The organism is Ornithinimicrobium sufpigmenti, assembly GCF_004322775.1.
Taxonomy (GTDB): domain Bacteria; phylum Actinomycetota; class Actinomycetes; order Actinomycetales; family Dermatophilaceae; genus Ornithinicoccus; species Ornithinicoccus sufpigmenti.
The window spans coordinates 4,115,046-4,127,545 of the sequence record NZ_CP036403.1; the positions used below are offsets into that span (position 1 = coordinate 4,115,046).

Annotated in this window: 9 protein-coding genes and 1 pseudogene; 2 read left to right on the plus strand and 8 right to left on the minus strand. The window is 71.6% G+C overall.

What is annotated here, in order from left to right; all coding sequences use genetic code 11:
* Positions 1-302: 302 nt before the first annotated feature.
* Positions 303-1,250 (minus strand): annotated as a pseudogene (locus tag ESZ52_RS19830) (GNAT family N-acetyltransferase); the annotation flags it as partial.
* A 3-nt stretch (positions 1,251-1,253) separates the two neighbouring features.
* Positions 1,254-1,850, minus strand: a complete 597-nt coding sequence (locus ESZ52_RS18835) for a GNAT family N-acetyltransferase (RefSeq protein ID WP_131106292.1) — start codon at positions 1,848-1,850, stop codon at positions 1,254-1,256.
* A gap of 207 nt (positions 1,851-2,057) precedes the next feature.
* Between ESZ52_RS18835 and ESZ52_RS18840 the strand changes: the two genes are divergently transcribed.
* Both ESZ52_RS18840 and ESZ52_RS18845 read left to right on the plus strand, forming a co-directional pair.
* Entirely contained in the window at positions 2,058-3,227 is a 1,170-nt protein-coding gene (locus tag ESZ52_RS18840; RefSeq protein ID WP_131106293.1) for a nucleotide sugar dehydrogenase, read from the plus strand.
* A 76-nt stretch (positions 3,228-3,303) separates the two neighbouring features.
* Entirely contained in the window at positions 3,304-5,589 is a 2,286-nt protein-coding gene (locus tag ESZ52_RS18845; RefSeq protein ID WP_131106294.1) for a glycosyltransferase, read from the plus strand.
* A gap of 43 nt (positions 5,590-5,632) precedes the next feature.
* On the opposite strand, the gene ESZ52_RS18850 is transcribed toward ESZ52_RS18845, so the two are convergent.
* The 6 genes from ESZ52_RS18850 to ESZ52_RS18875 are packed head-to-tail and all read right to left on the minus strand — an operon-like array spanning position 5,633 to position 12,437.
* A complete protein-coding gene (locus tag ESZ52_RS18850; protein ID WP_131106295.1) occupies positions 5,633-6,901 on the minus strand; it encodes a glycosyltransferase family protein in 1,269 nt (422 codons plus the stop codon).
* Positions 6,902-6,911: 10 nt separating this feature from the next.
* Positions 6,912-8,153 carry a glycosyltransferase family protein gene (locus ESZ52_RS18855; RefSeq protein WP_131106296.1) on the minus strand — a complete coding sequence of 414 codons (1,242 nt, stop codon included), beginning with the start codon at positions 8,151-8,153 and terminating at the stop codon, positions 6,912-6,914.
* Between the two features lie 52 nt (positions 8,154-8,205).
* Positions 8,206-9,321 (minus strand): glycosyltransferase family protein, encoded by a 1,116-nt coding sequence (locus ESZ52_RS18860; protein WP_131106297.1) that lies wholly within the window; start codon positions 9,319-9,321, stop codon positions 8,206-8,208.
* Between the two features lie 5 nt (positions 9,322-9,326).
* Entirely contained in the window at positions 9,327-10,283 is a 957-nt protein-coding gene (locus ESZ52_RS18865; RefSeq protein ID WP_131106298.1) for an ABC transporter ATP-binding protein, read from the minus strand.
* Positions 10,270-11,181: an ABC transporter permease gene (locus ESZ52_RS18870; RefSeq protein ID WP_131106299.1), complete on the minus strand. Its 912-nt coding sequence runs from the start codon at positions 11,179-11,181 to the stop codon at positions 10,270-10,272. Before ESZ52_RS18870 ends, ESZ52_RS18865 begins: the two co-directional genes overlap by 14 nt.
* Positions 11,178-12,437, minus strand: coding sequence for a nucleotide sugar dehydrogenase (locus ESZ52_RS18875; RefSeq protein WP_131106300.1), 1,260 nt, complete (start codon positions 12,435-12,437; stop codon positions 11,178-11,180). Before ESZ52_RS18875 ends, ESZ52_RS18870 begins: the two co-directional genes overlap by 4 nt.
* Between the last annotated feature and the right edge of the window lie 63 nt (positions 12,438-12,500).

The following is a 12,500-nucleotide window of genomic DNA, read 5'->3' on the forward strand; positions in this document are numbered from 1 at the left end:
GTAGTAGACGACCGGCGGGCGGGCCCGGTGCAGGACGGAACGCACGCCCCGCACCGCCGCGTCGCGGCCGGCCGGGAGGGGGGAACGCAGCCGGTCGGCGCGCTGCAGGGCACGCTGCTGGCGTGCCGCCTCCACCTCCGCGGTCCGCGCCTGGTTCTCCCGGATCCTCTCCGCCCGCCGCTGGGCCGCGGGGGGCCGGTGACCAGGCGCGGGGGCGGGGCGGCGGCCGTCAGCGCCGGCCGGTCGTACCGGAACCGGTAGGAGAGGGTCGAGCGGTCGGTCCACTCGAACTTCCAGGGGTAACGCCCGGCACCGAAGTCGAAGACGTCGACGTCGCCCGCGGCGTAGCAGTGCTCCAGGATGTCGAACTGGATGACCTTGCCGAGCCGGTACAGCTCGACCTCGGGGTGGTAGGCGCTGTTCCAGGAGAGCAGCGACCGGCGGTGCACGAAAGTGCTGCGATAACCCAGCAGGTTGCCCTCGAGATCCTCGTAGACAAAGGTCCGCGCCGCGCCGGGACGCGCGTAGACCTCCCGGTACAGGGCGAACCGGCGGGCATCGTCGAAGAGCGAGTGCCGCTCGCGCCGCCCACGGGCCCGCAGGAAGTCGCGCTCCTCCCGGTGCAGGCCCGCCATGCGCTCCAGGATGTTCTCCTCGTCCCCGGCGACGACCCGGAACCGGGCGCCCGTCTCGCGCAGGAACTTGTTGCGGTACTTACGGGTGTGCGAGGGCAGCCGGTCCGCCGTGAAGGCGGCGAAGTCGGCATGGGGGCGCAGGTCGATGTACGGGTTCTCCGACAGCGCGGTGAGCAGCGTGTGGTGCTCCGAGCGGAGCAGGGCCGCGGCGAAGGTGGTGGAGGCCGGGATGTTGGTCAGGTTGAGGATGTCCCAGTCGCTCTGCGCGAAGACGGCGTCCAGCAGGGCGTTGGTCACCGTGTCCGGGCGGATGCCGGGATGCAGCAGGAAGGACAGGTAGTCGCCGTGGCTGGCGAAGCGCACCTCCTTGATCGGCACCCCGAACCGGGTCTGGGGGCGGTAGGACAAGGGCGCGACCCCGACCAGCTGGCCGTTGTTGCGCGCGGTCACGACGAGGAGCTCGTGCCCGTCGTCCCGCCCGTATGCGGCCCACCAACCCCGCACGAAGGCGAAGGTGGAGTAGAACGGGACCTCGGGGTCCGCCTGCTCCAGATCCTCCCAGTCCGCCCTCAGGTCATCCAGACCCTCGGCATCGCGGACGATCTCGATGTCCATCCGCTACGCCCTCCGCCAGGGCAGCTGGATCATCACCCGGAACGGCCGTACGAAGTACAGCCGGCGCACCGGCCGGATCCCGACATGGCGGTAGGAGGCGATGGAGGCGGTGTTCTTGTCGTTGATGACGACCAGGCCGGTCCGCATCCCCCGCTCCCGCGCCAGCTCCCGGCGGCGCTGCACGCTGAAGGTGTGCAGCCCCCGTCGGCGGTGGGTGCGGAACACCGCGTCGTCGACGAAGAGGGCCTGGCGGCGCCGCAGCCGCACCACGTGGTTGAGGTAGCGATCGTCGAACCGGCGGTAGGCCAGGTGGCAGTATCCCGCCCAGGTCCCGTCGGCGTCACGGATGAGGTATGCCGTGATGTCCGGCGCCCCGATCCGCTCCCGCAGCTGCTCGTACTTGCGGTCCGTCAGCTCGGGGCAGGACGCCCGCATCTCGTCCAGGTCGGCCTGGTTGACCTCGACCAGGTCCGCTCCGGGCGCGGCCATCCCGGCCCCCGAGGGGCTCCGCTCCCGCAGGTCGAAGGCGTAGCGACGCAGCCGCCAGACGCTGCCCGGGTTGCGGAGCCGACGCACCCGCTGGACCGCTTCCCGCATCATGCACCGGCCCCGCAGGCTCGCCCCGCCCGATCACCAGCGCAGCGGTTCACAAACGGCCTTTCGGAGTCGACGACGCACGTGCGAGGAGGTTAGCACCGAGCCCGGACGCGGCCTGTCCGCCAGAGGTACCGCCGGGCCGCCTCATCCTCCTCTCACCCACGCCACGCCATACTTGACCGGTTCGTCCACACTCGAGGAGCTGTTTTGATGAAGATCGCGATCGCCGGCACCGGTTACGTGGGGCTGTCCAACGCCGTGGTGCTGGCCCAGCACCACGAGGTCGTGGCCCTGGACATCAACCCGGCCAAGGTGGAGCTGATCAACCAGCGCCGCTCGCCCATCGTGGACCCCGAGCTCTCGCACTACCTGGCGACCAACAACCTGGACCTGCGGGCCACCACCGACCCTGCCGAGGCCTACACCGACGCGCAGTGGATCGTCATCGCCACCCCCACCGACTACGACACCGAGAACAACTTCTTCGACACCTCCAGCGTGGAGGCGGTCCTGGCCGACGTCGCCGCGATCAACCCCGCCGCCACGGTCGTGATCAAGTCGACCGTGCCCGTGGGCTACACCGCCCGTCTGCGCGAGCAGCACCCGGACCTGAGCATCCTGTTCTCCCCGGAGTTCCTGCGCGAGGGCCGCGCCCTGCACGACAACCTGCACCCCTCCCGCATCATCGTCGGCGACACCGGCCCGGCCGGCCGACAGTTCGCCGACCTGCTCCTGGAAGGCGCCATCGACAAGGACGCCCCCGTCCTGCTCACCGACGCCACCGAGGCCGAGGCGATCAAGCTGTTCGCCAACACCTACCTGGCCATGCGCGTGGCCTACTTCAACGAGCTGGACACCTACGCCGCCACCCGCGGTCTGGACACCCGCCAGATCATCGAGGGCGTCGGCCTGGACCCCCGCATCGGCTCCCACTACAACAACCCCTCCTTCGGCTACGGCGGCTACTGCCTGCCCAAGGACACCCGCCAGCTGCTGGCCAACTACGGCGACGTCCCCCAGACCCTCATCACCGCGATCGTGGACGCCAACACCACCCGCATGGACTTCATCGCCGCCGACATCGCCTCCGACCACCCCCGTCGGGTCGGGATCTACCGCCTCATCATGAAGGCCGGCTCGGACAACTTCCGCGCCTCCTCCATCCAGGGCGTCATGTCCCGCCTGCAGGCCCGCGGCATCGAGATCATCATCTACGAACCCGCCCTGGAGGAAGACTCCTTCCAGGGCTGCCACGTCTACTCCGACCTGGACCAGTTCGTCACCGCCAGCGACCTCATCATCGCCAACCGGCGCGACGACCACCTCCAGGACCTGGCCGGGGACAAGGTCTACAGTCGAGACATCTACCAGCGCGACTGACCCGCACACCGGCGACGAGCTCGACGTCGCACCCAGACGTCGCACCCAGACGACGAACCCGACGACGAAGGACAGCGTGAAGATCACCCGCCGTCGCACCACGAAGAAGTCTCCTCGCCGCATCCGCACCGATGCCCCGCGCACCTGGCTGCTGCTGGCCTCGAGCACGCGGTCGGTGACTGCGCTGGCGGAGGAGATCCGGGGTCTGGCCTCGGCGGGGCACGTGGTGCGCCTCGGCTACCGGGGGCGCCGTCTGCCTCCTGGCCTGCCCAGCGGCCGGCACCGCCTCGGCACCTTGCGGTTCGGCCCGCTGCGGCCCGTCACGGCCGCTGTCACGGCCCCCCTGACGCTGGCCCAGAAGCTGGACCTGGCGGCCCGGCACGACCGGTGGCTGAACGAGGTCGCGCCGGTCGCGGACGAGGTGGTCTTCCTGGACCAGCCGGCGGCCGATCACCTCGGCGAGCGGGTGCGGGCCCTGGCTCCCCACGCGCAGACCTGGGGACCAGAGCTGGCGCCGCGACTGCTGGCGGAGGAGGCGGCCTGGCGCAGCCTGTCCGTCGGTGCCCGTGAGCTGGACGCCCGCCTCCCGGGCCACCGCATCACCCTCAGCCGGGTGCTGGCGCCGGCGGAGCAGCTGTACGAGCTCGCCGAGTCCGGGCCGTTGCGGCAGGACCTGGCCCGGGACGTGCGCCCCGAGCTGCGTCGGCTGGCCCGCTGGGCCCTGCGCCGGGGCGGCTTCGACAAGGTGGACTCGCTCCTGGCCATCGCCGACCTGCTGCGGGACCGGTTCGGGCCCGACCCGCGCGAGGACTCCGCCGTGGCGGCCCTGCGCGCCCACGTCGCCCTGGTCCGCGACGAGGAGCTGCCGGCACCGGTCGTGGACCTCGTCCGTGCGGTGCTGGCGCACGCTGACGCGGCCCTGGACGCGGACGACCTGAAGGAGGCCTCGGAGCTGGGCGCGATCGCCCTGGGCCTGCAGTTCCACCAGCAGCTGCACACCTCGACCGAGCACACTCCCCTCGTCGAGCAGCCCGACATCTTCCTGGCCCCGCTGCGGGAGAGCCGGGTCGGGCAGCTGCTCGCCTCCGCCGGCGCGCGGCCCCTGGGCCCGGAGTCGCTGGTCGACGAGGAGGGTGAGGACACCGCCGGGCTGGAGGCCGAGCTGCCGCCGCCCGGCGCACCCGTCGTGGCCTCCCAGGAGATCGCCTCACAGGAAGTCTCCTCGGAGAAGGGAGTCGGCGGTCCGGACGAGGGGTCTGCGCGTCGGCTCCGGGTCAGCATGCTGCCGGGCGTCTATGCCCACCACGCCGTGCCGCTGCTCGAGGCCCTGGCCGCGCACGAGGAGACCGAACTGACCACCGTCCGGCTCTCCGGTGCGCCCTTCCGCGGCATGATGATCGACGCCCCGCTGCTGCAGTACCGGCTTGAGCACGCCCTGGGCCGGGTCCCCACGGTGGGGCTGCAGGTGGCGCGCGAGGAGCTCGAGGCGGTCCGGGGTGCCGACGTCGTCGTCGCCGACTGGGCCGACAAGGGCGCGGCCTGGGCGTCCACCGTGGTGCCCGAAGGGGTCCGCATGGTCGTCCGGGTGCACAGCGTCGATGCGCTGTCGGCCCCGGCCCAGCTGGTGGACTGGTCGAGGGTGGACGACGTCGTCTTCGTCGCCGACCACATCCGCGACCTCTTCCTCGGGATCCTGGGTGAGCGCGTGCAGCACGTGCGCACCCATGTGGTGACCAACATCGTGCCCCCGGAGAACTTCCCGGACCCGCTCCTGCCCGAGGCCGTCCGCACCCTGGGCGTGGTGGGCTTCGGCCAGGTGGTCAAGGACCCGATCTTCGCCCTGGAGGTGCTGGAGATCCTGCTGCAGGACGACCCGTCGTGGCGCCTGCGGCTGATCGGCGCCGACTTCGGTGAGCACCACGCGACCGGCGCCCAGCACTATGCGCGTGCCTTCCGCACCCGTGCCCTGGAAGCGCACCTGGTGGACCAGGTCGACTACACCGGGTTCACCCGCCGGCTGGCCCACCAGCTGCGCCACGTCGGCTTCATCCTCAACACCAGCCGGCGCGAGGGGTGCCCCATCGGCACGCTCGAGGGCACCGCGGCCGGGGCGTTCCCGGTCGTGCGCGACTGGCCCGCCTTCGCGACGCTGGACGGTGCCGGACGGCTCTTCCCCCGCCACTGCGTCGTGACCACGCCGCACGAAGCCGCGGACCTCATCCGGTCGCTCGCCGACGACGAGGACCGGCGCCGGGCCGTGGCCCAGGTGCGCGAGGAGATGAGCGAGCAGTTCTCCGACGCCGGCACCCGGGACCGGCTGCTGGAGATCATCCTCGAGCCGCACGGGTCGACGACCAGCTAACGCGAGCCGGCGCCCAAGGAGCACCAGCCGCAAGGCTGACCCGTCAGGCGATGCGGGCGGCCTGGGGCCGGGCGGCGTCCCGGTCCGGCGCCACCACCCCCCGAGCCAGCCGGGAGAGCAGCTGGGCGGCCGCGGTGGCGTGGCCCACGGGGGTGCGGAACTGCAGCGCCGGGTCGTCGGTGGCGGAGAGCACGCTGCTCTCCTCCAGGATCCCCCAGACGGGGGTGCCGCTGCCGCGGTAGTCACCCCACTTGGACAGCAGGAACGGGTTGCGCTCGGCGCCCTGCGGCAGCGGGTAGTCGACCACGAGCAGGATGTCCATCCGTCGGGCGATCTCCAGGAACTGCAGGAACGGCAGGAACTCCTCCACCTTGACGGTGTCCGACAGCCCCATCCGGGTCACGATGTCCCGCAGGGTGTCGGTCGGCTGGGTGAAGATGTGCAGGCGCAGCCGCTCGCGCTGCTCCTCCGGCAGCAGGCCCATGGCCTCGACGGCCGCGATCGGGCTCTGCTTGCCGTAGAAGTTGCCGAAGTAGGCGATGTTCAGCACGCCCTGCTCCAGCTCGACGGGCGCGCGGTCCATCGCGTAGAACTTCTCCGGCAGCATCGGGTGGTGCGTGGCCACGGTGCGCGCGCGCAACCGGTCGGCGAGGCGGGGGTCGTGGCACCGGCCGGCCATGTACTCGGCCTGCTGGGCGTTGGTGAACATGATCCGGTCCGCGAAGGCGTAGACCAGCACCTCGGCCCACTCGAAGACGTTGTCGCTGGCCGGTGGCTCCCAGCCGGCGTCCTCGAGCAGGGACCGCAGCTGGTCCCACAGCTCCGAGTCCCGCATCGGCGCGTGCCGTTCGGCGCCGGTCGCGTCGGCCGAGCAGGGGTCGGAGAACTCCGCCTCCCAGACGATCTCGGGGTGGCGGGCCTTGACCAGCGCCGCCAGGAAGTGGGAGGCCACGAAGTGGGAGCGGGAGAACATCGAGGACCAGGGGATCCCCGTGTCGAGCAGCTGGCCGGACTCGGCGGACTCGGCGCTCCACCGGTCGACCTGCTGCATACCCTCCTCGCACCAGGCGACGATCGAGCGCCAGGCGGCGAAGTAGGTGGGGGTGTCCAGCACGGCCCGCCGCCGGATCTGGCCGTCGGCGACGAGGTCCAGGCCGGGGTCGACGGCCCGAAGGCCGCCCATCTCGTTCTGGATGACGTCGACCGGCTCCCCCTGCAGGCAGACGCGCTTGGCCGCGACCGTACCGGAGGTGTCGACGTAGGGGACGAAGCAGTAGGCGATGACCAGACGGCGGGCCGGGGTTGAGCTCACCCCGTCAAGACTAGTGAGTCCGGGTCGGCCTCGCGGCGGCCCGGTCCGGCGTCAGCACCCCGCGGGCCAGCCGGGAGAGCAGCTGGGCGGCGGCCGTGGCGTGACCCACGGGCGTACGGAACTGCAGGGCCGGGTCGTCCAGGCGGCCCAGCACACTGCCCTCCTCGACCAGCCCCCACACCGGGGTGCCGCTGCCGCGGTAGTCGCTCCACTTGGACGGCAGGAAGGGGTTGGCCGGCAGGGTGGAGCTGGTCAGCGCGTCGTTGACCACGAGGACGTCCATGCGGCCGCACAGCGCCAGGAAGTCCAGGAAGTCCACGAACGGGCCGACCCGGACGACGTCCGCCAGCCCGCGCTCAGCGACCTGGGTCAGCAGCCCGTCGGGCTGCCCGGCGAAGACGTGCAGGCGAAGACGCCCACGTTGCCCCTCCGGCAGCACCTCCAGCGCGTCGAGGACCGCCGACATCCCGCGCGTGGCGTAGAGGTTGCCGAAGTAGGCGAGGTGGACCGGGCCCGGCTCGAGCGGGTACGCCGGGTCACGCAGCCGGTAGAACGACGGTTCCAGGGTCGGGTGGGGGTTGACCGTCGCCACCTGCAGGACACGCTCGCGCAGACCCGGGTCGGTGACGGCCGAGGCCATCAGGTCGCGCTGGTGCTCGTTGGTGAAGAAGATCTCGTCGGCCAGGGCGTAGACGACGACCTCGGCCCACTCGTAGACGTTGCGGCCGCGGGGCGGCGGGAAGCCGGCGTCGCGGACACCGGCGTCCAGGGCGCGCAGCAGATCGTCGTCCTCGGCAGGGGCATGGCGGACCTTCCCCTGCACGTCGTGCGAGAGCGGATCGGAGAACTCTGCCGTCCACCGCACGCCGGGCCGTCGCAGCTTGTACAGCGCGGCCAGCAGGTGGCTGGCCAGGAACTGGGCCCGTGAGTAGACCCGTTCGTAGCCCGGACCCTCCCGGTCCCACCGCAGCGCCTGCTGCAGGCCCGGCTCGCACCACTGGACGACGGAACGCCAGGAGGAGAAGTAGGTGGGCGAGTCGATGACCGCCCGGCGCACCACCAGGTGGTCGGCAATGCTCGCCAGCCCGGCGTCGACGGCCCGCAGGGGCGACATCTGGTTCTGGACCACGTCCACCGGCCGGCCCAGGGCGCGCACCCGCTTGGCGGCCACGATCCCCGAGGCGTCGGCATACGGAGGGAAGCAGTAGGACAGCACGAGGTCCCTCGCGGCGGCACGGTCCTGGTCACGCATCGCGCCTACTGTAGCTGCGCCTGGACGGGGCGGGCCGGGGACGCCGGCGGGATCACCGGCCTGTTCCGGCGATCGTGTCGAGAGCGGTGACGAAGTCGGTCTTGAGGCGCTCCCAGTCGTGGTGCTCCGCGACGTAGCGGTGCCCCCGCAGGCCCAGCTCGCGGGCCTGGTCGGGGTCAGCGGCCCAGCCCGCCAGCACGTCCACCACCTCGGTCGTGGCCTCGAAGGGGACCACCGCGCCCGCCCCGCTGCGCCGCACCAGGTCCTGCTGCACGGGCAGGGGCGTCACGACGGCGGGCACGCCTCGACCGAGGTACTCCACCACCTTGGTCGCCATGCTGGGGCGGAAGTTGGCCTGGTCGTGCAGCAGGCACAGCCCGGCCAGCGCCCCGTCGAGCCGCCGCACGGCCTCGTCGGCGGGCAGGAACCCGAGCCAGTCCAGCACCCCGTGGTCGGCGGCCTCGCGCAGGAGCCCGTCCGCCGACCCGTGCGCGGGCCCGATGACCTCCAGACGCACCCCGTCGGGCAGGGCGCGCGCCACCTGGACCATCTCGGCCGCTCCCCGCTCCAGGGTGTTGCTGCCGAGGTAGACGACCCGCAGCACGCCGTCCTGCACCTGGGCCGCCGGCTGTGGCCGGTCGGGCACGGAGACCACGTTGGGCACGACCGGGTGGGGTCTGCGGAACCGCTGCGTGTAGTGGTGGTCGGCGAGGAGCAGGTGCACGCGGCGCTCGGCGAGCCGCTCGACGCTGCGCACGGCCGCGGCGGCCGGCCGGCGCAGAGGGCCGGGGATCCACGGGCGCACCTCGACCGCCGCCGCGGTGTCCTCGTGCACGTCCCACACCACCGGCGGCAGGTCGAGCCCGGGGGTGGCCAGCAGCAGCTCGGGGTCGTGCAGCAGCACCAGGTCGTGGCCCCCGGCGCGGGAGCGCAACAGCTCACGGGCGCCGCGCAGGGCCGCGGTCCGGTGCCGCCCCCGGGCCCGAGGGACGTCCACCGGGTCCAGCCCCGGCACGTCCGTCGGCGGCTCCAGGCCGTACCCGGACCAGGGAGCGGCATAGGTGACCCGCCACCCGGCGTCGAGCAGGGCGGCGATCTGGCGGTGCCGGACCCGGCTGTCGTCGGGGTGGTGGACGACGGTGAGCACGAGGACGGACCTGACCCGCACCCCGCTCACGTCTTCCGAAACTTGGCGTTGGCGCGCTGCTCCCAGCGCGCCAGGTACTCGTCGGCGGCCTCCCGACCCTCGGTCTCCTCGATCAGCTTGGCCTGGTCGAACCGCTCCCGCCAGGTATGCCGGTGCTTGCCGTACTTGCGGCCGTAGAGCCCGAAGACGTGCGCCGGCGTGCCGTCGGCGAGCAGCCGGCCCTCGTCGATCCAGAGCACGCGGTCGCACATCTTCTCGATCGAGGAGCGGCTGTGGCTGACCATGAAGACGGTGCCGGCCTGTTCCCGGAGCTCGGTGATGCGCTCCTCGGCCTTGTCCTTGAACGAGGAGTCGCCGGTGGCCAGCGCCTCGTCGACGACAAGGATCTCCGGCACCGCAGCCGTGGAGATCGCGAACCGGAGCCGGGCGGACATCCCGGTGGAGTAGGTGTTCATCGGCAGGTCGATGAACCGGCCGAGGTCGGCGAACTCGACGATCTCCTCGGCCACCTCCTCGACCTGCGCCGGCGTCATCCCCTGCGCGAGGCAGCCGATCTGGATGTTCTGCCGCCCGGTCATCTTGGGCAGCAGGACGGCGCCGACGCCGAGCAGCGCGGCCCGGCCGTCGATCCAGATCTGGCCGCCGGTCGGGGGCACGAGCCCGGCGATGGAGCGCAGCAGGGTCGACTTGCCGGACCCGTTGCGGCCGATGAGACCGACGGACTCTCCCCGGTAGGCGACGAAGGAGACTCCGCGCACGGCGTGGATCTCGCGCACCCCCACCCCTGACCTGCTGCGGGAGACGAACCGTTTGACGGCACCCACCTCGTCCTGCGGGTCGGGCTCCTCGCCGGAACCGGTGCCGAAGACGCGGTAGCTGATGTCGACCTGCGAGGCGATGACGGAGGGTCGTCGGGTCTGGTCGACGACCTGCTCGACCGGCAGCACGGGCGGGCCGACCCGGTCCTGTTCAGGCGCGGCCATAGGTGCCCTCCCCCCGCCAGAAGAAGACGAAGCCGACGACGAAGAAGAGCAGTGCCCAGCCGCCGCCGACGGCCCAGGTGACCGGGTCGGGGCTGGCCGGGTTCCAGATGGTCTCCCGCACGAGGGTGAGGCTGACCGCTGCGGGCTGGTACTGCAGGAGGATCCCCACGAGCTCCGGCGCGTCCAACCGATCGATCTGCAGCTCGATGGAGAAGAACACGCCCGAGACGTAGCGCAGCAGCCGGACGATGAGCGGCATGAGGTTGGCCAGGTCCCGGGCGGCATGGACCAGGCGGGCGGTGAGCATGGCGATGCCGAGGCTCATGACCAGCACGATGAGCAGCGCTGCGGGGTAGAGCAGCCAGGTCCAGCTGACCTGACCCTTCTGGTCCCACAGGGCGATGATGAGCAGCACCCCGAAGGCCGGCAGCTGGCTGACGAAGGCGGACAGCACGGCGACCAGGGGCGGCAGCACCCGGGGGAACTGCATGGCTCGGATGAGGCTCAGCTTGCTCAGCAGCGACTTGGACCCCGAGGTCAGCGCCAGCGAGAACAGCGCGTACGTGAACAGCCCGGCGGTGAGGAAGGTGATGAAGTTGTCGATGCCCTGGGCGGTGCCCAGCAGCAGGCCGAAGATGAGGAAGTAGGCCAGGCCGAGCAGGAGCGGGTTGATGACCGCCCAGACGAAGCCCAGGTAGTTGTCCCGGTGCTCGCTGGCGAACTCGCCCTTGGCCATCGCCCACATCAGGTGGCGGTGCCGCCACACGTCGGCGACGTAGCGGCCGAACCGGGGGCGCTGCCCCACGGGCTCCAGCCCGTGGCGGGCCGCGAGCGCCTCTGCGTCCTCCCGGCTCAGCACGGGTGGGACGTCACGGGGGTCGGGCCCCACGACGGTCACAGCCGGCTGACCTTCTCCGCCTCGGTGGCCTGGCCGCGGGTGTCGAAGAACACCTGCGCGGCGCCGGCGAGGGCGTCCACGTCGTACTCCCGGTGGTTCTGCACCAGCACCGTGATGTCCGCCGCCCCAGCACCCGCAGCAGCCTCCTGCACCCGCACCGCCTCCGGCACCGCGGACCAGTCCGTCACGTGCGGGTCGTGGTACTGCACGACCGCGCCCTTGGCCATCAGCGCCCGGGCCAGCGGCACCGCCGGCGACTCGCGCTGGTCGGCGATGTTCGGCTTGTAGGTCACCCCCAGCAGCAGCACCGTCGACCCCTTCAACGGCTTGCCCTCGGTGTTGAGCAGGTCCTGCACCCGGGTCACGACATACCCCGGCATCGAGGAGTTGATCTCCTGCGCCAGCTCCACGAACCGGAACGGGTACCCCAGCCGGGCCCGCACGTTGTGCGACAGGTAGTTCGGGTCGATCGGGATGCAGTGCCCACCCACCCCCGGACCCGGGTAGAACGCCTGGAACCCGAACGGCTTGGACTTCGCCGCCTCGATCACGTCCCACAGGTCGATCCCCAGCTCGTGGCAGAACCGCGCCATCTCGTTCACCAACGCGATGTTGATGTGCCGGTAGGTGTTCTCCAGCAGCTTGGCCGTCTCCGCCTCCCGCGTCCCCTTCGCCCGCACCACCGTGTCCACGAACCGACCGTAGAACTCGGCTGCGGCATCGGTGCACGCACCCGTGTGCCCACCGACCACCTTCGGCGTGTTCTTCGCCCCGAACCGCTCGTTCCCCGGGTCGATCCGCTCCGGGGAGAACGCCAGGAAGAAGTCGCTGCCCGCCACCAGGCCACCGGCCTCCAACGCCGGACGCACCACCTCATCCGTCGTGCCCGGGTACGTCGTGGACTCCAGTACCACCAGCATCCCCGGCTCCAGGTGCCGCGCCACCGCCGCCACCGCCGCGTTGATCGCCCTCAGGTCCGGCCCGCCCTCGTCCGACAGCGGCGTCGGCACACAGATCACCACCGCCCTGGCCTCACCGATCCGCGCCTCGTCGGTGGTGGCCTCGAAACCCCCCGCCACCATCTCCGCGATGTCGGCATCGGTGAGGTCGTCCACGTGCGAACGCCCCGCGTTCAACCCCTCCACCACACCGGCGTTGATGTCGAACCCGACCACCGTCAGCCCCGACCGGATCGCCTCCTGCGCCAACGGCAGCCCCACATACCCCAACCCGATGATGACAGCGTCGACAGACACGGTGGAAGGCTCCTCGAGATCGGGTGTGGGTCGGCGCGCGATGCGCGCCCGACATGATATCGC

What these genes read in the sequence shown, in the direction of transcription:
- ESZ52_RS18835 (WP_131106292.1), bottom strand. Translation starts at nt 1,850, where the DNA reads ATGATGCGGGAAGCGGTCCAGCGGGTGCGTCGGCTCCGCAACCCGGGC.
- ESZ52_RS18840 (WP_131106293.1), top strand. Translation starts at nt 2,058, where the DNA reads ATGAAGATCGCGATCGCCGGCACCGGTTACGTGGGGCTGTCCAACGCC.
- ESZ52_RS18855 (WP_131106296.1), bottom strand. Translation starts at nt 8,153, where the DNA reads ATGCGTGACCAGGACCGTGCCGCCGCGAGGGACCTCGTGCTGTCCTAC.
- ESZ52_RS18865 (WP_131106298.1), bottom strand. Translation starts at nt 10,283, where the DNA reads ATGGCCGCGCCTGAACAGGACCGGGTCGGCCCGCCCGTGCTGCCGGTC.